Raw genomic sequence first — 20,176 nt, forward strand, 5'->3', positions numbered from 1 at the left:
CGCCCCCCCCCCCCCGGCCCTTGGTCCGGTTAGCGGGTGTTGCCGCGGCCCGGATTGCTGTCACGGTCCCGGTTGTGACCCGGCGCGTTGGCCGAGTTGCCGGGGCGGTGAGAGTCGCTGCTGGTCGGCGCCACGTTGGCCGCGCCGCCCGCCGAGGAGCCGCCGGTCCCCAGGCTGGAGGACGAGGTCCCGCCGCCCGCCGAGGAGCCACCCATTCCGAGGGTCGAGCTGGAACCCGCGCCCGAACCCGAGCCAGCGGCCGAACCGCCGGTGCCGAGGCTGGTGCTGGATTGCCCGCCGCCGGCCGAGGAGCCGCCCATGCCGAGCGTGGAAGCCGAGCCGGAGCCCGAGCGCGAGCCGCTACCCGCGGCGGAGCCACCCGTGCCGAGGCTGGTGCTGCTCTGGCCACCGCCCGCCGAAGCGCCACCGAGGCCCAGCGTGGAGGCCGAGCCGCTGCCCGAGCCGGAGCCAGCCGCCGAACCGCCCGTGCCCAGCGTCGTGCTGGACGTGCCGCCGCCGGCAGTCGTGCCGCCCATGCCGAGGGTGGAAGCGGAGCCGGCGCCGGAGCCCGAACCCGCCGAGGAGCCGCCCGTGCCGAGAGTGGTGCTGGAGGTGCCACCGCCCGCGGAGCTGCCGCCCATGCCGGTGGTGGAAGAGGAAGTCTGCGCAATGGCGCCGAAAGCCGTACCAGCCAGCAGTGCAAGCGCCAGGCTGGCCTTCTTCATCGTGGACATGCGTTGTCTCCCAAAATCCACGGAACTGGTAAGTACCAGTCCCGCCGCGGAAGAAACGCCGAAGCGGCCGCAAGTTTGAGGCCACAATGTGTCAATAAAGAATTTGCCTTAACTTGATCCTTCCCGAAAGGTTTCTGTGCGGCGCAAACAATTACCGCCGCGCAAGGAAACCCATCGCCGCTTTTGCTTCGGCCAGGGTCGGCAGCGCCAGGACCTCTGCCTTCTCGGCACCCCGGCGCAGGGCGGCGTCCAGCGCAGCCGTGTCGCGCAGCAGACGCTCCATCTCCGCACGAATGGGGGCGAGGTGGGCGATCAGCGCATCGGCCAGGACAGGCTTGAAGGCCCCGAAGCCCTGCCCGGCATGCTCAGCCAGCACCGCCTCTGGCGAGCGTCCCGTCACGGCGGCCAGAATGCCGACAAGGTTGCGCGCCTCGGGCCGCCCCTCCAGCCCGGCGGGGCTTTCCGGCAGCGGATCCGGATCGGTCTTGGCGCGCTTGATCTTGTTGCGGATCTCGTCGTCGGGGTCGTTCAGGTTGATGCGCGACTGGTCCGACGCGTCCGACTTGGACATCTTCTTGGTGCCGTCGCGTAGCGACATCACCCGCGCCGCCACGCCGCCGATGAAGGGCTCGATGCGTGGGAACAGCTCCACCTTGTAATCGTGGTTGAATTTCTGCGCGATGTCGTTGGCCAGCTCCAAGTGCTGACGCTGGTCGTCGCCCACGGGCACCGAGGTCGCCTTGTAGAGCAGGATGTCGGCGGCCATCAGGTTGGGATAGACGTAGAGGCCGGTCGAGGCGTTCTCCGCGTTCTTGCCCGCCTTGTCCTTGAACTGCGTCATCCGATTCAGCCAGCCGATGCGCGCGACGCAGTTGAACAGCCAGGCCAGCTCCGCATGGGCGGGCACGTGTGACTGGACGAAGAGAACGCATTTCTCGGGATCCAGGCCGCAGGCCAGCAGCGCCGCGGCCATCTCCCGCGTCTGCCGCAGGAGGTCCTCGGGCTTCTGGAACTGCGTGATCGCATGGAGGTCCACGACGCAGTACAGGCAGTCATGGGTGTCCTGCATCGGCACCCAATTGCGGATGGCGCCGAGGTAGTTGCCGAGGGTCGGGACGCCCGAAGGCTGGATGCCGGAAAAGACGCGCTGCATGGGTGGGTGGTTCGCGCGCGACGCGCGCCCTGTCAACGGCGCCTGAGCCGCCGCAGGAGGTCCCGCGCATCCAACCCACCCGAAAGCTGCGCCGCCGCGCCATAGGCCAGCAGCCCGGCCAAGCAGGTCACCACCAGCAGCACGACGCCACGCAGCCCCTCGCCCGGCGCCAGCGCCCAGGACAGGGCAGCCAGCAGCGCTGCCATCAGCAACGCCGAGGCGAGGAGACGGGGGGCACGGCGGCGCAGGGCACGATCGGCATGGAACTGTCCGCGCCGCCACAGGATGAAGGCCAGCAGCACCGTGTTCGCCCAGGCGGCCAGCGAGGTGGAGAGCGCCACCCCCACATGAAGCAGCGGCCCCATCAGCACGAGGTTCAGCCCGAGATTCAGCGCCACGCAGATTATGCCGATTTTCACCGGCGTCGCCGTGTCGCCGCGCGCGAAGAAGCCCGGCACGAAGACCTTCACCAGCACGAAGGCCGGCAGACCCAGCGCATAGACGCGCAGCGCCGCCGCCGTCGCCCGCGCCTCCGCCTCGCCGAAGGCGCCGCGCTGGAACAGCGCCTGGAGGATGGGCAGGGCCAGCACGGCGAGGGCTAAGGCGGCCGGGATGGTGAGCGCGACGGAGATCTCCAGCGCCCGGTTCATGGAGCGGTGCGCCTGGAGCGGCAATCCGCCCGAAAGCTGCTTCGCCAGAAGCGGCAGCAGCGCCGTCGCCACCGCCGCGCCGATCACGCCCAGCGGAAGCTGCGCCACCCGGTCGGCGTAATACAGGTACGACACGGCACCGAGCGGCAGGAAGGAGGCAATGATGACGTCGATCGCGAGGTTGAGCTGCGTTACCCCCGCGCCCACCAACCCTGGTCCCATCTTGCGCAACACATCCCGAACCTCGGGCGAGATACGCGGCAGGCGGAACGGGTTCACCGGCATGCCGGCACGCTGCGCGGCCCACATGACGAAGCCCAGCTGAACGACGCCCGAGGCGGTAACGCCCCAAGACAGCGCATGGGCCGGCGTCGGCGTCACCGGGGCCAGGATCCACAGCGCCGCCACGGAGAGCACGTTGAAGAAGATCGGCGCGGCGGCGGCGGCAGCGAAGCGCCCGAGCCCGTTCAGCACGCCCGAGACCAGTGCCGTCAGGCAGATCAGCAGGAGGTATGGAAAGGTGATCCGCGTCAGCTCCACAGCCAGCGCGAATTGCTCCGGCCGCGCAGTGAAGCCGGGGGCCAGCAGCCGCATCATCTGCGGCATCAACAGCAGCCCCACCAGCGTCAGCAGGGCGAGCCAGAGCGTCATCAGCGTCGCCATGCGCTCGGCGAGCTGTCGCGCCGCCACGGGGCCGCGCCGCGTCAGCGTGGCGGCGAAGGCGGGGACGAAGGCGGCGTTGAAGGCACCTTCACCGAAGAAGCGCCGGAACAGGTTGGGCAGCTTCAGCGCGACGAAGAAGGCGTCGGCCACCACCCCCGCGCCCAGCGTCGCCGCGATCAGCATGTCACGCAGGAAGCCGAGGACGCGGCTGACCATGGTCCAGCCGCCCACCGTCGCGATGGCGCGCAGCATGGTTCAGGCCCTGGCGGCGGCTTCCCGCAGCGCGCCGGCGGCACCGCCGCCGCCCGCCGGGCTGGGCGGGCTCAGCGCCTCCAGCAGGGCAAGGCGCAGCGGGGCGAGCTTGCGCTCATTCTCCACCTTCAGCCCGAATACGTCCTTCACGTAGAACACGTCCACCGCCCGCACGCCGTAGGTGGTGATGTGCGCCGAGGCGATCTGCAGCCCGTGCTCCGAGATGGCGCCGGTGACATCGTGCAGCAGGCCCGGCCGGTCGCGCCCGTTCACCTCGATCACGGTGTGGGTGTTGCTCGCGTGGTTGTCCACCACGACGCGCGGCGGCACGGTGACGGCGGCCAGCCGCGCCGGCTCGCGCCGCACCTTGCCGATCTCCACGCCGAGGTTGAGGCGGCCAGTCAGCGCCTGTTCGATCAGCACGCCAAGCCGCGCGAGGCGGTGCGGCGCGTCATAGGCGCCGCCCGCGCTGTCCTGCACCCAGAAGGTGTCGAGCGCCCTGCCGTTGGTCAGGGTGTGGATGCGCGCATCCACGATGGAGGCGCCGGCCACGGCAAGCGCGCCGCTGATGCGGCTGAACAGGCCCGGATGGTCGGTGCAGTACACCGTCACCTCCGTCACGCCGCGATCCGCGAGCACGCGGGACCGGACGGTGAGCGGCGCGCCGGTCGCTTCCGCCTCGCGGATCAGGTGGGCGTGGCGAGCATGGGTCTCGGCGTCGAAGGACAGCCAGTAGCCGGGATAGCCGAGGGACAGGAAACCCTCCCGCTCCTCCTGCGTGAAGCCACCCAGCTCCGCGGTTGCAGCCTCCTTGGCGCGCGCCACGCGCACGTCGCGCTCGGGCACGGTCATGCCGCCGGCCAGCACCTCGGAAACGCGCCAGTATACCTCGCGCAGCAGCGTTGCCTTCCAGGCATTCCAGACGCGCGGCCCCACCGCGCGCATGTCGGCCACGGTCAGCACGAGGAGGAGGCGCAGCCGCTCGGGCGATTGCACTTGGTCGGCGATGTCGAGGATGGTCTTCGGGTCCTCGATGTCACGCTTGAAGGCGGTGTGGCTCACCAGCAGGTGGTGCAGGACGAGCCAGGAGACGGTCTCCGTCTCCTCCGCGCTCATCCCCAGGCGCGGGCAGATTTCCTGCGCGAGACGGGCGCCCAGCTCGCTGTGGTCGCCGCCGCGCCCCTTGGCGACGTCGTGCAGCAGCGCGGCTACGTAGAGGGCGCGGCGCGACTGAAGCTGCCCCGCCAGCTCGGTCGCGACCGGCGCCACCTCGTTCAGCGCGCCGGCCTCGATCTGCTGGATGATGCCGATCGCCTCGATCGTGTGCTCATCCACCGTGAAGACGTGATAGGTGTCGAACTGCATCAGCCCGACCACGCGCTGCCATTCGGGGATGAAGCGCTGGAGGAAGCCGATCTCGTTGAGCAGGCGCAGCCACTTCGCCGCCTCCTTGCCCATCAGCAGGTCCATGAACAGCGCGTTCGCCTCGGGGTCCCCGCGCAGCGTCTCCGCCTGCCGGTGGTGGCGGATCATGGCGCGGATGGCGAGGGGATGGATCTCCAGCGCGCGGTCCCGCGCCGCCTTCATGATCCGCAGCATCAGGATCGGCTCGCGCGAGAAGTCGCGGTCGGGCGGCGCGGCCACAAGCCGCCCATCGGCGAAAGCGAGGCCGAGGGCGGAGATGCGGGCATCCCCCTCGCGCCGCCGCGCGGGCGGGCCGAGGGCGGCGCGCTCGATCGCCGGCTCCAGCACCCGCGACAGCCGCGACACGTCGCGCGCCGTCAGGAACAGGTGCTTCATCAGCCGCTCCGTCCCGTCCTGCGCGCCGTGACGGGTGTAGCCCATGCGGGCCGCCACCACGGGCTGGAGGTCGAAGGTCAGGCGCTCCTCGGCGCGGCCGGTGACATAGTGGAGGTGGAAGCGCAGCGTCCAGAGGAAGTTCCAGGCGCGGCGGATGGCCCGCGCCTCCTGCTCCGTCAGCAGCCCGCCGCCCGGACTGTCCGGCCCGACGAGCTCGGGCATCTTCTGCACACCGAAGGCGTAGCGGGCGAGCCAGTAGAGGGTCTGGAGGTCGCGCAGCCCGCCGCGCCCCTCCTTCACGTTCGGTTCGACCAGGAAGGGGCTTTCGCCGTAGCGGGCGTGGCGCGCGGCGCGCTCGGCGCGCTTCGCGGAAAGGAAGGGGGCGAAGCCGCCCTTGCGCCGCAGCCGCTGGAACTCCGCCTGGAAGGCGGTGAAGGGGGCGGGATCGCCCGCCAGGAAGCGCGCATCCACCAGCGCGGTCAGCACGGTGAGGTCCTTGGCCGCCTCGGCCACGCAATCCTTCACCGAGCGCGTGGCGTGGCCGACCTTCAAACCCAGGTCCCAGAGCATGTAGAGCATGAACTCGACAAGGCGCCGGGTGCGCGGCCCCGGCTCCTTCTGGGACAGGAAGAGCAGGTCGATGTCCGAATGCGGCGCCAGCACGCCGCGCCCGTAGCCGCCCGTCGCCACCAGGGCGAAGTCGAGGCCGAGCGCGCCCTTGCTCGGCGGCACCATCAGCGCCGCATAGGCCTGGATGGCATCCATGATGCGGTCCATGCGCGCCGAAAGCCGTCGCGCGGCGCCTAGGCCCTGGGTTTCACGCGCCTCGAAAATGCGCTGGACTTCGGCCTGAACGCGGCCCAACTCGCGGCGAAGCAGGGCCAGCGCCGCTTCGCGCGGCAGAGGCTCGCCGCCGGGCGCAAGCTCCAGCGCGACATGTGCGGGCTCAGCCGCGACCATTTTCATGGCGCGGATATTACTGCCCTTCCGTCCCGTCCGCGAGGCCCCTCAAATGATAGAGCGCCTCTTGCGCCTCCCGGGGGGAGAGGGAGTCGGGGTCGAGCGCCCGCAAGGCCTCCAGAGCCGGGTGGGCAGAGGGGGGCCGAGGGGGTGGGGCGAAGAGCGGCAGCTCCGTCGCCAGCGGGTCCTCGCCCGCGGCCGCGCGCGCCTCCAGCGCCGCCAGCACCTCCGCCGAGCGGCGCAGCACCGGTGTGGGCACTCCGGCCAGCTTGGCGACATGGATGCCCCAGGATTTCTCCGCCGCCCCCTCCCCCACTGAGTGGCGGAATACCACCTCGCCGCGCCATTCGCGCACCTCCATGCGGGCGAGGCGCAGCTCGGGCAGGCGGTGCGCCAGCACGGTCAGTTCATGAAAATGCGTGGCGAAAAGGGTGCGGCAGCGGATGCGGTCATGCAGCGCCTCCAGCACCGCGGTCGCGATGGCGAGGCCGTCCCAGGTCGCCGTGCCGCGCCCCACCTCGTCCAGAACGACGAGGGAGCGAGGCCCGGCGAGGTTCAGGATGGCCGCCGTCTCGCTCATCTCCACCATGAAGGTGGAGCGCCCACCCGCGAGGTCGTCCGCTGCGCCGACGCGGGAAAAGAGCCGGTCCACGAGGCCGAGCCGCGCCGCCTCGGCAGGCAGGAACAGCCCGGCCTGCGCCATCACCGCGAAGAGCGCGTTCTGCCGCAGGAAGGTGGATTTGCCGGCCATGTTCGGCCCGGTGAGCAGGCACAGGCGGCGGCCGGGCGACAGGTCGCAGCCATTGGGCACGAAGGCCGGGCCGCGCGCCTCGCGCAGCGCCTTCTCCACCACGGGGTGCCGGCCGGCGATGATGGTGAAATCCGGCCGCTCCGTCATCTCGGGGCGGCACCATTGGCCCTCGCGCGCCAGCTCCGCCGCGGCGGCCAGCACGTCCAGCTCCGCCATGGCGCGGGCAGCTTCGGCCACCGCCTCGCCCTCCTCCAGCACGAGGCGGCGGAGATGCTGCACCACCGCCTTCTCCCGCCGCTGCGCCTCCTCCCCCGCTTCGGACAGACGGCGGTCCAGCGCGGCCAGGGCGGCACAGGTGAAGCGGTGCGCATTCGCCATGCTCTGCCGGTGGATGGGCCGCATCTCGTCGGTGAGGCCATTGGGCGCGGCGCGCAGCAGCTTCTCGCCAGCGGCGGATGGCACCTCGGCCAGGAAGCCCAGCTGCTGGTGATGGCGGATCTTCAGCGCGGCGACGCCCCATGCCTGGGCGAGGTCCATCTGCATCGCGGCGATGGCGCCGCGCGCATCGTCACGCAGCCGGCGCAGCGCGTCGAGCTGGCCGTCATACCCCGCGCCGACCACGCCCCCATCCTCCAGCCGCGCCGGCAATTCCTCGGCCAGGGCGCGGGCGAGCTCCGCCGCCAAGTCAGGCAATGGTGCCGGGGCAGGCAGGATGGAGCCGCGCGCGGCCTCCGCCAGCGCAGCGGCCCGCGCCAGCCCGTCGCGCAGCGCCCCCAGGTCGCGCGGGGCGAAGCGGTCGAGCGACAGCCGCGCCAGGGCGCGCGCCATGTCGGGGGCGCCTTTCAGCGCGGCGCGGATCGCGTCGCACCGGTCGCGCTCGGTGAGCAGGAGCGCGACATGGTCATGGCGCGCCCGGATGGCGGCGAGGTCGTCCAGCGGCGCCGCCAGCCGCGCCGCCAGCTCCCGTGCTCCCGGCCCGGTCAGGGTGCGGTCCAGCGCGGCGAGGAGGGTGGGACCGTCCTGCGGGCTTTCCAGGATCTCCAGCGAGCGCCGCGTCGCCGCATCCAGCAGCATGCGACCGCGCCCGCCCTCCGCCAGCGGCGGTGAGAGGCGAGGCAGCTGCCCATTGCCCATGGCGCGCACGTAGTCGAGCGCCATGGCGCAGGCCGCAATCTCGGGCGGGGAAAACTGCCCGAACCCGTCCAGCGTCGCCACGCCGAAGGCGTCGGCCACGCGGCGGGCCGGGTCCTTGGGGATGATGGCGGGTGTCGCGTCGTCGCGCCCATCCGCGGCCAGGATCTCCGCCGGGCGCAGCCGGGCGATGAGGGCAGCCGGGTCCTCCCCCGCCGCCGTGTGGAAGGCGCCGGTCGAGACGTCGAGCCAGGCGGCGCCGCCTTCCGCCAGGGCCAGCAGCCAGGCGGGGCGGGCGGCGTCCAGCAGCGCCTCCTCCGTCGCCGTGCCGGGGGTGACGACGCGCACCACCTCGCGCCGGATGGTGGAGGCTTTGCGCGCCTTGGCGTGTTCCGGCGTCTCGGTCTGCTCGCAGATGGCGACGCGGAAGCCGCGGCGGATCAGGCGGGCAAGGTAGGCCTCGCAGGCATGGTGTGGCACGCCGCACATCGGAATGGGTACGCCCTGGTGCTCGCCCCGCTGGGTCAGGGCGAGTCCGAGCGCCTCGCTCGCTGCCTCCGCATCCTCGAAGAACAACTCGTAGAAATCGCCCATGCGGAAGAAGACGAGCGCGCTGCCCGCCCGCTCCTTTGCGGCAAACCACTGGGCCATGGCCGGGGTCGCCCCGGTGGCGGAAACTCGCTGATCCACCCCGGGGGCATAGCAAAGCCCCTCGCAGGCGCGAAGCGGCGTCCTGGGCAGGGCGGCCTCGCGCCGCTATGGAGGATGGAACGGGCACGAAAAGGTTGAGACGGATGGACGAGACCAGGAAAGACGCCAGCGACACCCGCACCGCCCGCGTGACGGGCGAGGAAGCCCTGGCGATGCATGCCGAAGGACGGCCGGGCAAGCTGGAAACCCGGCTCACCAAACCCCTCGTTACCGCGCGGGATTTGTCGCTGGCCTATTCCCCAGGGGTGGCGGAGCCCTGCCTGCACATCCACCGCGACCAGCGCTTGGCCTATGACTATACCAGCAAGGGCAATTTCGTCGCCGTGGTGTCCAATGGCACGGCCGTGCTGGGCCTGGGCAATCTCGGCGCGCTGGCCTCCAAGCCTGTCATGGAAGGCAAGGTCGCGCTGTTCAAGCGCTTCGCCGACGTGGACGGCATGGATCTCTGCCTCGACACGGAGGATGTGGACGAGTTCGTGAACTGCGTCCGCTTCCTCGGCCCCTCCTTTGGCGGCATCAACCTGGAGGACATCAAGGCGCCCGAGTGCTTCGTGATCGAGCAGCGGCTGCGCGAACTGATGGACATCCCGGTCTTTCACGATGACCAGCACGGCACCGCCATCGTCGCCGCGGCGGGCCTCATCAATGCCGCGCACCTGACGGGGCGCGACCTTGCGACCACGCGCCTCGTCATCAACGGCGCGGGCGCCGCCTCCATCGCCTGCGCCGAGCTGCTGCGCGCCATGGGGATGCGGCCCGAGAACATCATCATGTGCGACACCAAGGGCGTGCTTTATCGCGGCCGCACCGAGGGCATGAACCAGTGGAAGTCGGCCCATGCGGTGGACACCACGGCCCGCACCCTGACCCAGGCGCTGGAAGGCGCGGACGTGTTCTTCGGCCTTTCCGTGAAGGGCGCGCTGACGCAGGAGATGGTGAAGGCGATGGCCGACAAGCCCATCATCTTCGCCATGGCGAATCCGGACCCGGAGATCACGCCGGAGGACGCAAAGGCCGCGCGCCCGGACTGCATCATCGCAACGGGCCGTTCGGACTATCCCAACCAAGTCAACAACGTCCTGGGCTTCCCCTTCATCTTCCGCGGCGCGCTGGACGTGCGGGCCTCCACCATCAACGACGCCATGAAGATCGCTGCCGCCCAGGCCCTGGCGGAGCTGGCGCGCGAGGCAGTGCCGGAAGAGGTGGCGCGCTCCGGCGCTGGGAAGCGTCTGGCCTTCGGGCCGGAATACATCATCCCCAACGCCTTCGACCCGCGCCTGATCTCCCGCGTGCCGGTGGCAGTGGCCGAGGCGGCGGTGCGGTCCGGCGTGGCGCGCAAGCCCCTGGTGGACCCCGCCCGCTACGCGCGCGAGCTGACCCACCGGCTGGACGCCGCCGCCAACGCGCTGGAGCACATCCACGAGCGCGTGCGCGCCGAGCCCAAGCGCACCGTCTTCGCCGAGGGCGAGGAGGAGAACGTCATCCGCGCCGCCATCGCCTACCGCAACGGCGGCTACGGCACGCCGGTGCTGGTGGGACGGGAGGACCGCATCCACGCCACCGTCGCCAGCATGGGTATCCGCCTCCCCGAGGGGATGGAGATCCACAATGCGCGGCTGTCGCAGGACAACCGTCGCTACGCCGAGTTCCTCTACGAGAAGCGCCAGCGCCAGGGCTACCTGTTCCGCGACTGCCAGCGCCTGGTGAATCAGGACCGCAACGTCTTCGCCGCCTGCATGGTGGCGCTGGGCGACGCGGACGCCATGGTGACGGGCGAGACGCGCTCCTACTCCGCCGCTCTGGAGGGCGTGGCCTCCGTCATCGAGCCGGAGGGGGTGCTGTTCGGCCTCACCATGATGGTGGCGCGCCGCTCCGGCACGGTGCTCGTAGCCGACACGGCGATCCACGAGCGGCCTGACGCGCAGACGCTCGCCATCATCGCACGGCGCGCGGCAGCGGCGGCACAGCGCCTGGGCATGGAGCCGCGCGTGGCCTTTCTGTCCTTCTCCACCTTCGGCGACCCTAAGGGCATCATCCCCGGCTCGATCCGCGAGGCGGTGAAGCTGCTCGACACGGTGGGCGCCGATTTCGAGTATGACGGCGAGATGGGGGCCGACGTGGCGCTGGACCCGACTCTGCGCGCCAGCCTCTATCCGTTCTGCCGCCTCACAGGCCCGGCCAATGTGCTGGTGATGCCGGGGCTGCACGCCGCGCACATCCTCACCAAGGCGGTGCCGCACCTCACCAGCGCCACCAGCATCGGGCCGGTGCTGATGGGGCTGTCGAAGCCGGCGCAGATCGTTTCCACCGGGGCGGGGGTGAACCAGATCCTCGACCTCGCGACGCTCGCTGCCTACCAGGCAGTGCGCAGCTAGGCTTGAGGGGCCGGCCCCGGCGAGGGCATGGTGCCGGACCGATTCCGGAGAAGAACGCCATGACCCTGCCCCGCCGCGCCCTGCTCGGCGCTCCGCTCCTCGCCATGCCTGGGATCGTCCGCGCCCAGGCGCCGGTGATCGGCCGCACGGCGCGCATCCTGGCCGGCTTCCCGGCGGGCGGCACGGTGGACGTGACCTGCCGTCTCCTGGCCGAGCGGCTGCGCGGCACCTGGGCGCCGCAGGTGGTGGTGGAGAACCGGGTGGGTGCCACGGGCCGCCTCGCCATCGAGGAGGCGATCCGCTCCGACGCGGATGGCAGCACCATCCTCGTCACCCCCGCCAGCATGGTGACGATCTACCCGCATCTCTACGGCCAGCGCCTGCGCTACGCGCCACAATCCGACCTTCAGCCCGTCACTCCGGTCGTGGTCTATCCCTTCACCTTGGCGGTGGGACCGGGGGCGCCCGGTGTCACGAATCTCGCGCAGTTCATCGAGCTGGCGCGCAGCCGGGGCGAGCTGAACTACGCCTCGCCCGCCGCCGGCTCCGTGCCGCATTTCACCGGGGTGATGCTGGCCCGCGCCGCCGCGATCGCGCTAATACACGTGCCTTATCGCGGCGCTGCGCCCGCCATCGTGGATACGCTGGGCGGGCAGATCCCGGCCACGATCAACGTGATCGGCGACCAGACCGAACATCACCGTGCCGGGCGCCTCAAGATGATCGCCGTCACCTCGGCCCAGCGCCTGCCGCGCTTCCCCGACGTGCCCACCTTCGCCGAGCAGGGCCGCCCCGAGCTGACCGCCGATGAGTGGTTCGGCGCCTTCCTGCCGGCCCGCGCGCCGGAGGCGCTGAACCGGCAGCTCAACGCCCTGCTGGCGCAGGTGATGCAGGACGCCGCGCTGCGCGAGAACCTGGAGGCGCGCGAGTTCCAGCCGACGCACAGCAGCGCCGCCGATTTCGCCGCCCGCATCCGCGCCGAGACGGAGAAATGGGCGCCGGTGGTGCGCGAAAGCGGCTTCCGGCCGGAGGACTGAGGACCGGCCGCCCCCTTCCTCGACCTGATCGCGGGTTGAGCCTAGCGTGCCACGGCATGAATTCACCGAGGGTGGTCCCATGATCCAGCGGCGTCATCTGCTTCTTGCCGCAGCGACGTCCCTGGGCGCGCCAAGCCTCGCCCAGGGACAATCGCGGCAGGTCCTGCGTTTCGTGCCGCGCGCCGACCTCGCGGTGCTCGATCCCATCTGGACCACGACCTACCAGACGCGCGACCACGCCTTCCTCGTCTTCGACACGCTGTTCGGCATGGACGCCGCCTTCCGTGCCGTCCCACAGATGCTGGAAGCCGCCGGAACCGAGGCAGACGGCCTGGTCTGGAACCTGCGCCTGCGCGAAGGGCTGCGCTTCCACGACAACGAAATGGTGCGCGCGCGGGACTGCGCTGCCAGCATCCGCCGCTGGGGCCGGCGCGACACTTTCGGCCAGGCGCTGATGGAAGCGACGGAGGAGATCACGGCGCCGGACGACCGCACGATCCGCATCCGGCTGAAGCGCCCCTTCCCCCTCCTGCCCGACGCGCTCGGCAAGGTGCCGTCCAATCCCTGCGTCATCATGCCCGAGAGGCTGGCGGCAACGGATCCCTACACTGCTGTAACGGAGATGGTGGGCAGCGGCCCCTATCGCTTCGTGGCGTCCGAGCGCGTGGCAGGGGCAAGGACGGTCTATGAGCGCTTCGCGGGCTACGTGCCGCGCGCCGACGGCCCGGTGGAATGGACGGCCGGTCCCAAGCGCGCCCATTTCGAGAGGATCGAGTGGGTGGTGCTGCCCGACGCGGCCACCGCCTCCGCCGCCTTGCAGCGGGGCGAGGTGGATTGGTGGCTGGGGCCTGAGGCCGACCTCCTGCCGCTGCTGCGGCGCAACCGTCGCGTCACCGTGCGGCAGATCGACCCGACGGGCTACATCGGCAATCTGCGGTTCAACCACCTGCATCCGCCCTTCAACAACCCGGCGATCCGCCGCGCCCTGCTCGCCGCCATCAGCCAGTCCGACTTCATGCAGGCCGTGGTGGGCAATGATCCCGAGCTCTGGCGCGACCGCGTCGGCACCTTCTGCCCCGGCACGCCGATGGAGAGCGATGCCGGTATGGAGGCGCTGAACGGACCGCGCGACCTCCAGGCCGCGTCCCAGGCGCTGAGGGCGGCCGGCTACAACGGGGAGCGTGTGGTGGTGCTGGGCGGGGTGGACATCCCGATCATCCGCTCGCTGACCGAGGTGGCGGCCGACGTGATGCGCCGGATGGGCATGAACGTGGATTACCAGGCCATCGACTGGCCCACCGTGGTCCAGCGCCGCGCTCGGACCGAGCCGCCGGAGGCCGGGGGCTGGAGCGTCTTCTGCACCTGGTTCACCGGTCTCGACCACCTGAACCCGGCCGTGCACGCCTTCCTGCGCGGGAATGGGCGCCAGGCGACGGCGGGCTGGCCGGACAGCCCGCGCATCGAGGCGGCGCGCGACACCTGGCTCACCGCGCCCGACCTGCCGGCGCAGCAGCGCATCGCCGCGCAGCTTCAGCGCGACGCGCTGGAGGATCTGCCCTACATCCCGCTCGGCCAGACGCGGAACATGTCCGCCTTCCGCTCCGACCTCGAAGGCATCGTCACCGGCATCCCGGTCTTCTGGAACCTGCGGAGAGCAGCATGAGCGACCTTGCCTGGCTGAGCGCAGCCGAACTCGCGGCGCAGATCCGCGCGAAGCGTGTCTCCCCCGTCGAGGCGATGCGCGCCACGCTGGAGCGCGCGGAGCGGTCGCAGCCCGTGCTCAACGCCTTCGTCACCCTCTGCGCCGACCAGGCGATGGCGGATGCGCGCGAGGCGGAAGCGAAGGTGGCGCGCGGCGAGGAGCTGCCGCCGCTGCATGGCGTGCCGCTTTCGGTGAAGGACCTCATCCCCACGAAGGGGGTGCGCACCACCTGGGGATCGCGAATCTTCGCCGACCACGTCCCGCAGCATGACCCGGTGGTGATCACGCGCCTGCGGAAGGCGGGCGCCATCCTGTTCGGCAAGACGACGACCCCCGAGTTCGGCCAGCAATGCCTGACCCAATCGCCGCTCTTCGGCCGCACGCGCAATGCCTGGAGCGCGGAGCGCACCTCTGGCGGATCGTCGGGCGGCGCGGCAGTGGCGGTGGCGGCGGGCATCGGCCCGCTCGGCGTCGGCACGGATGGCGGCGGCTCGACGCGCATCCCGGCCGCCTGCAACGGGATGGTCGGGTTCAAGCAGGGGCTCGGCGTTGTCCCGCAGGAATGGGCGCAAGACGGGTTCGGCAACATCTCCTACGTCACGCCGATGACGCGCACCGTGATGGACACGGCGCTGATGCTGGATGCCATGGCTGGCCCCGTGCCGGCCGACCCGCTGACGGTCGGTCGTCCGCAGCCCTCCTTCACCGCGGCGGCGCGGGCGGAAGGCGATCTCAAGGCACTGCGCGTCGCCTGGGTGCCGCGCCTTGGCAATGACAAGGTGGCGGCCGAGGTGCTGCGCCTGTGCGGCGAGGCGATGGGGACGCTGGCGGAGCTGGGGGCGGCGGTGGAGGAAACCGTCCCGTCCTTCACCAACCCGGAGGCGGTCTGGTTCGTCGTGAACGGTTCCTACCGCATGGCGCAGTTCGGCCACCACATCGCGCAGCATCGCGAGATCATGTGCCCGACCTTCGTGCGGCAGATGGACCGGGTCGCCAGCTACTCGGCGCAGGAGTTGTATCGCGGCATCTTCCAGCGCACGGAGCTCTACCGCGAGGTGCAGTCCTGGTTCGACCAGGCGGACATCGTGGCCATGCCCACCTTGTCGCGGACGGCGCTGCCGATCGACCAGGATTTCTTTGGCCCGATCGAGATCGACGGCGAGCAGGTGCCGAACCTCCGCGCCGCCTGGTACCCCTACACCATGCCGTTCAACCTGACGGGCAACCCGGCCGTCTCCCTGCCTTGCGGTTTCGCGGCGGACGGGCTGCCAGTGGGGCTCCAGCTCATCGCGCGTCCAGGGGAGGACGCGGTGCTGCTGCGGGTCGCGGCGCTGTTCGAGGCGGCGCGTCCCTGGGCATCGGCACGTCCTGTCCTCCCCGAGCTGGACAGGGTCACGGCCGACGCCTGAGGCGCCACCCGGCAAGGTGCCGGGTGGCGCCCTCAGCCGCTGCTACAGGATGTAGCGGCTGAGGTCGGCACTGGCGGCGAGCGGGGCCACGCGGTCCCGCACCATGGCGGCATCGACCTGCACGGCCTCGCCGCGGCGGTCGCTGGCGGTGAAGCTCACCTCCTCCAGCAGACGCTCCAGCACGGTGGAGAGGCGGCGCGCGCCGATATTCTCTACCGTCGCGTTGATCTCCGCCGCGAGGTCGGCAATGGATTCCACCGCCCCTTCCTCGAAGCGCAGATCCACGCCTTCCGTCTCCATCAGGGCGCTCGCCTGCTTGAGCAGGGAGTGGTCCGGCTCCGTCAGGATGCGCTTGAAGTCGTCGCGGGTCAGCGCCTTCAACTCCACGCGGATCGGCAGGCGGCCCTGCAGCTCAGGGAGCAGGTCCGACGGCTTGGAGAGGTGGAAGGCGCCGGAGGCGATGAACAGGATGTGGTCGGTCCGCACCGGGCCGTGCCGCGTGTTCACCGTCGTGCCCTCGATCAGCGGCAAGAGGTCGCGCTGCACGCCCTCGCGCGACACGTCGCCGCCGCGCACCCCGCCTTCGGAGGAGCGGGCGATCTTGTCCACCTCGTCCAGGAAGACGATGCCGTTATTCTCGGCGTTCTGCACCGCGGAGCGGGTCAGCGCCTCCCCGTCCAGCATCTTGTCCGCCTCCTCGCGCGTCAAAGCCTCGCGCGCGGCGGCGACGGTCATCTTGCGGGGACGGGTGCGGCCGCCGAACATCTTGCCCAGCATCTCCTGCATGTTCTGCATCTGGCCGGGGGGCATGCCGGGCATGTCCATCATGCCGATGGGCGTGCCCTGCTGCTCGCTCACCTGCACCTCGATCTCGCGGGTCTCGACCTGGCCTTCGCGCAGCATGCGGCGGAACTTCATCCGCGTCTCGCCCGAGGCGCCCTCGCCCACCAGCGCGGTGACGAGGCGCTCCTCAGCGGCCAGCTCCGCCTTGGCCTGCACGCCCTTGCGGGCGGTGTCGCGGGCCTGGACGATCGCGGCCTCGACGAGGTCGCGCACGATGCTTTCCACGTCGCGGCCCACATAGCCGACTTCGGTGAACTTGGTCGCCTCGACCTTCAGGAAGGGCGCGTTGGCGAGGCGCGCGAGGCGGCGCGCGATCTCCGTCTTGCCGCAACCGGTGGGGCCGATCATCAAGATGTTCTTGGGCACCACCTCCTCGCGCAGCGCCTCGGGCAGCTGCTGGCGGCGCCAGCGATTGCGCAGGGCGATGGCGACGGCGCGCTTCGCGTCGTTCTGGCCGATGATGAAGCGGTCCAGCTCCGAGACGATCTCGCGCGGGGAGAGGTTCACGGCCTCGGCGGGGGGAAGGGTCATGTCATTCATGCCGGCAGGCTTTCCAGGATGAAGTTGCCGTTGGTGTAGACGCAGATGTCGCCGGCGATCTTCATGGCGCGGCGCGCCACCTCTTCCGCCGGCAGGCCATCCACCGACATCAGGGCGCGGGCCGCGGCGAGGGCGTAGTTGCCGCCGGAACCGATGCCGATCACGGAATCCTCCGGCTCCAGCACGTCGCCATTGCCGGTGAGCAGGAGGGAGCGCTTGTCGTCCGCCACGGCGAGCAGGGCTTCCAGGCGGCGCAGGTAGCGGTCGGTGCGCCAGTCCTTGGCTAGTTCGACACAGGCGCGTTCCAGCTGGTCGGGGAAGCGCTCCAGCTTCGCCTCCAGCCTTTCGAGGAGGGTGAAGGCATCCGCCGTGGCACCGGCGAAGCCGGCGAGCACCTTGCCGCCGGCGATCCGGCGAACCTTGCGGGCGTTGCCCTTGACGATGGTTTGGCCGAGCGAGACCTGCCCGTCACCGGCCATGGCGACCCGTCCGTCACGGCGCACGCACAGGATGGTGGTGCCGTGCCAGCCGATCGGGTCGTGGGATGATGTCTGCATGGGACGCGATGTGGCGCCGCAGCGATCCCTTCGCAATGTCCGCATGGCTGGGATAAGGGGAAGGTATGAGCCTGCCCTGCTTCGCCGCCGACGCCTCCGGCGCCCTGCCGCTGCACATCGTCTCCCCCGGTGGCTGGCAGGACCGGCCCGGCGCCGCCCTCGCCGCCGCGCAGGGCTTCCGCGCCCGGCCCGGCGAGCATGCGCTGCTGACCGATGGCTCGGCGGTGACGGGCGCGCTGGTCGGGCGCGCCGAGGGACCGCTTCCCTACGGCGCCCTGCCCCACGCCCTGCCCGAGGGCACGCGCTGGCAGGGCGGCGATGCGGATCTCGCCCTGGGATGGGCGCTCGGCGCCTATCGCTTCACTCGCTTCAAGGCGCCGCGCCGCGGCGCCGCGCTGCTGGTGCCGCCTGAAGGCTTCGACGACAGCGTGGCGCGGGCGATCTGGCATGCGCGTGACCTGGTGAACATGCCCGCCAGCCACCTCGGCCCTGCGGATCTGACCGAGGCGGTGGAGAAGCTGGGCGCCACGCATGGCGCGGCGGTGCGGATCATCGAGGGCGCGGAGTTGGTGCAGGGCTTCCCTGCCCTCGCGACGGTGGGTGCGGGCAGCCCCCGCGCGCCACGCGTCGCGGTGCTGGAATGGGGCAAGGAAGGGCCGCTTCTGGCGCTGTGCGGCAAGGGCGTTTGCTTCGACACGGGCGGGCTGGACCTCAAGCCGCCCTCCGCCATGCTCCGGATGAAGAAGGACATGGGCGGCGCTGCCGTGATGCTGGCGCTGGCCGATTGCCTGATGGCGCGCCGCGCCAAGCTGCGCCTGCTGCTGCTGGTCGGCGCGGTGGAGAACAGCGTCTCCGGCACGGCCTTCCGGCCGGGCGACGTGCTGCGCACCCGCAAGGGCCTGACCGTGGAGGTGGGCAACACCGATGCGGAGGGTCGCCTCGTGCTCGCCGACCTTCTCGCCTTCGCGGGGGAACGCGAGCCGGATGCGATCCTGAACGGCGCGACGCTGACCGGCGCGGCGCGTGTGGCGCTCGGCCCCGACCTCCCGGCCCTTTTCAGCAATGACGAAGCGCTGGCCGGTGCGCTGCTGGCCGGGGCGGAAGCGGCGCGCGACCCGCTTTGGCGCATGCCGCTGCATGGTGGCTACGCCTCCTGGCTGGATAGCTCGGTGGCCGACCTCAACAATGTCGCGGGCAAGCCCATGGCGGGCGCGATCGTCGCCGCGCTGTTCCTGCAGCGCTTCGTGCCGGAGGGCACGCCGTGGGCGCATCTCGACCTCTATGCCTGGAATGATTCCAACCGGCCCGGCGCGCCGGAGGGCGGTGAGGCGACGGGGCTGCGCGGCCTGCTGGCGGGGGTGGAGCGGTGGATGGGTGCCGTCCCGCAGGCCTGAAGCAGCCAAGTCAGGCAACGGCTGGCGAACGGGTTTCACCCGAAAACCGCCCCCCTTCATGAAAATCTTGCAATTTTTCGCAAATCCGCCACTAATCAAATTCGACCCCGGCCCCAGATGGGGCGGGTATTCATGATTCCGCGCCCTCGGCGCGGGTGGAGGAAGGGAAGGATGCCATGACCATGCAGACCAGCCCCGATCAGCTAGTCGGGATCCTGCGCGACACCATCGTGACGCTGGTCCGGCAGGACGGCCCGGATCTATCGGCGCGGCAGCTTGGCGTGCTGCTGACCGTCTACCTGACGCCCGGACCCCATACGGTGCGAGGACTGGCTCAGGAGCTGAACGTCTCCAAGCCCGCGATCACGCGCGCCCTGGACCGGCTTGGCGAACTGGACTTGGCCCGGCGCAAGCTGGACATGATGGACCGCCGCTCCGTGCTGGTTCAGCGCACGCTCAAGGGCACTTCCTTCCTGTCCGAGCTGCGGCGAACCATGTCGGAATCCGACGGCACGGTGATGCCCATGCCGCCGGAGATGGCCGAGGCCGGGGAATACGCACCGGCCAGCTGACGGCCCCTCAATACCCGGCGGAGAAATCCACGAGATTGATCAGCTCCCGCCCCTCGCGCAGGCGGCGGATGTTCTCGATCACCTGCGGCGCGGCGGAGCGCGGGATGGTGATGCTGGCGGCATGCGGCCAGACCAGCACGCGCGGATGGCGCCAGAAAGGGTGATCCGCCGGCAGCGGCTCCGGCTCGAACACGTCCAGCGCAGCGGCGGCGACATGGCCGGAATCCAGCGCTTCCAGCAGGTCGGGCTGCACCACGTGCCCGCCGCGCGCCGCGTTGATCAGGAAGGCGCCGCGCGGCAGCATCGCCAGGGTGCGGGCATTGAGGATGCCGCGCGTATCCGGTGTCAGCGGCAGCAGGCAGACGAGGATGTCGCTGCGCCCCAGCATGGTGGCCAGCCCGTCCTCGCCGTGGAAGGTCTCGATGCCCTCCACCTCCCGCGGGCGGCGTGTCCAGCCCATCACCGGGAAGCCCAGGCTCCGGCAGGCATTGGCAGCGGCCATGCCCAGCTCGCCCAGCCCCAGAAAGCCGACGCGGCGCGCGGAGGTCTCGGGCGCGGGCAGCTCGTCCCACACCCGCGCTTCCTGCTGCGCCCGGTATTCCAGGTCCTGCCGGTGGAAGCGCAGCACATTCAGCAGCACCCATTCGGTCATGCCGCTGGTCAGCCTTTCATCCTTCAGCCGCGCCACCGGCACGCCGGGCGGCGGGCCAGGCGGGCGCAGCAGGTGGTCCACCCCCGCGCCCATGGACACGAGAAGGCCGAGATTGGGGTAGCGGCGAAGTTCCGCCATGTCGTGCTGGGTCCAGCACACCGCGGCCTCGATGTCGTTCGGGTCACCCGCATCAGGGAAAAGGCGGATGTCGAGGTCCGGCTCGAGCTCCAGCAGCGCGTCGCGCCACGCCGCCATCGCATTCGCCTTGGTGGAAAGCAGGATCGCCATGT

The 20,176-nt window shown here is 70.9% G+C and carries 14 protein-coding genes; 6 read left to right on the forward strand and 8 right to left on the reverse strand.

Features of this window, described 5'->3' with window-relative positions; all coding sequences use genetic code 11:
• Positions 1–29: 29 nt before the first annotated feature.
• The 5 genes from JTJ31_RS16955 to mutS all read right to left on the reverse strand — a co-directional run bounded on the left by JTJ31_RS16955 (position 30) and on the right by mutS (position 8,745).
• Positions 30–734, reverse strand: coding sequence for a hypothetical protein (locus JTJ31_RS16955; protein ID WP_207539905.1), 705 nt, complete (start codon positions 732–734; stop codon positions 30–32).
• Between the two features lie 151 nt (positions 735–885).
• Positions 886–1,887, reverse strand: coding sequence for a tryptophan--tRNA ligase (gene trpS, locus JTJ31_RS16960; RefSeq protein ID WP_207539906.1), 1,002 nt, complete (start codon positions 1,885–1,887; stop codon positions 886–888).
• A 32-nt stretch (positions 1,888–1,919) separates the two neighbouring features.
• The gene (murJ, locus tag JTJ31_RS16965) at positions 1,920–3,452 is read right to left on the reverse strand and encodes a murein biosynthesis integral membrane protein MurJ (RefSeq protein ID WP_207539907.1); all 1,533 of its coding nucleotides are present in this window, start codon (positions 3,450–3,452) and stop codon (positions 1,920–1,922) included.
• Positions 3,453–3,455: 3 nt separating this feature from the next.
• Entirely contained in the window at positions 3,456–6,212 is a 2,757-nt protein-coding gene (locus JTJ31_RS16970) for a [protein-PII] uridylyltransferase (RefSeq protein WP_236020372.1), read from the reverse strand.
• A gap of 16 nt (positions 6,213–6,228) precedes the next feature.
• Positions 6,229–8,745: a DNA mismatch repair protein MutS gene (gene mutS, locus JTJ31_RS16975; protein WP_207539909.1), complete on the reverse strand. Its 2,517-nt coding sequence runs from the start codon at positions 8,743–8,745 to the stop codon at positions 6,229–6,231.
• Positions 8,746–8,888: 143 nt separating this feature from the next.
• Here mutS and JTJ31_RS16980 point away from each other — a divergent pair, with 143 nt between their 5' ends.
• From JTJ31_RS16980 to JTJ31_RS16995, 4 genes are all read left to right on the forward strand, one after another.
• Positions 8,889–11,180 (forward strand): NADP-dependent malic enzyme, encoded by a 2,292-nt coding sequence (locus JTJ31_RS16980; RefSeq protein ID WP_207539910.1) that lies wholly within the window; start codon positions 8,889–8,891, stop codon positions 11,178–11,180.
• 59 nt (positions 11,181–11,239) lie between these two features.
• Entirely contained in the window at positions 11,240–12,217 is a 978-nt protein-coding gene (locus tag JTJ31_RS16985; protein ID WP_207539911.1) for a tripartite tricarboxylate transporter substrate-binding protein, read from the forward strand.
• A gap of 79 nt (positions 12,218–12,296) precedes the next feature.
• A complete protein-coding gene (locus tag JTJ31_RS16990; protein ID WP_207539912.1) occupies positions 12,297–13,880 on the forward strand; it encodes an ABC transporter substrate-binding protein in 1,584 nt (527 codons plus the stop codon).
• The gene (locus JTJ31_RS16995; RefSeq protein ID WP_207539913.1) at positions 13,877–15,328 is read left to right on the forward strand and encodes an amidase; all 1,452 of its coding nucleotides are present in this window, start codon (positions 13,877–13,879) and stop codon (positions 15,326–15,328) included. Before JTJ31_RS16990 ends, JTJ31_RS16995 begins: the two co-directional genes overlap by 4 nt.
• A gap of 42 nt (positions 15,329–15,370) precedes the next feature.
• On the opposite strand, the gene hslU is transcribed toward JTJ31_RS16995, so the two are convergent.
• Positions 15,371–16,711, reverse strand: coding sequence for an ATP-dependent protease ATPase subunit HslU (gene hslU / locus JTJ31_RS17000; RefSeq protein ID WP_207539914.1), 1,341 nt, complete (start codon positions 16,709–16,711; stop codon positions 15,371–15,373).
• Positions 16,708–17,268: an ATP-dependent protease subunit HslV gene (gene hslV, locus JTJ31_RS17005; RefSeq protein WP_207539915.1), complete on the reverse strand. Its 561-nt coding sequence runs from the start codon at positions 17,266–17,268 to the stop codon at positions 16,708–16,710. Before hslV ends, hslU begins: the two co-directional genes overlap by 4 nt.
• A 65-nt stretch (positions 17,269–17,333) precedes the next feature.
• Here hslV and JTJ31_RS17010 point away from each other — a divergent pair, with 65 nt between their 5' ends.
• A complete protein-coding gene (locus JTJ31_RS17010; RefSeq protein ID WP_207539916.1) occupies positions 17,334–18,662 on the forward strand; it encodes a leucyl aminopeptidase family protein in 1,329 nt (442 codons plus the stop codon).
• Positions 18,663–18,838: 176 nt separating this feature from the next.
• Positions 18,839–19,234, forward strand: coding sequence for a MarR family transcriptional regulator (locus JTJ31_RS17015; RefSeq protein ID WP_207539917.1), 396 nt, complete (start codon positions 18,839–18,841; stop codon positions 19,232–19,234).
• A gap of 7 nt (positions 19,235–19,241) precedes the next feature.
• Here JTJ31_RS17015 and JTJ31_RS17020 read toward each other — a convergent pair whose 3' ends face one another.
• A complete protein-coding gene (locus tag JTJ31_RS17020; protein ID WP_207539918.1) occupies positions 19,242–20,174 on the reverse strand; it encodes a 2-hydroxyacid dehydrogenase in 933 nt (310 codons plus the stop codon).
• Positions 20,175–20,176 lie beyond the last annotated feature (2 nt).

This window comes from Sabulicella rubraurantiaca, from assembly GCF_017355885.1.
In the GTDB taxonomy this organism is placed as follows: Bacteria; Pseudomonadota; Alphaproteobacteria; order Acetobacterales; family Acetobacteraceae; genus Roseococcus; species Roseococcus rubraurantiacus.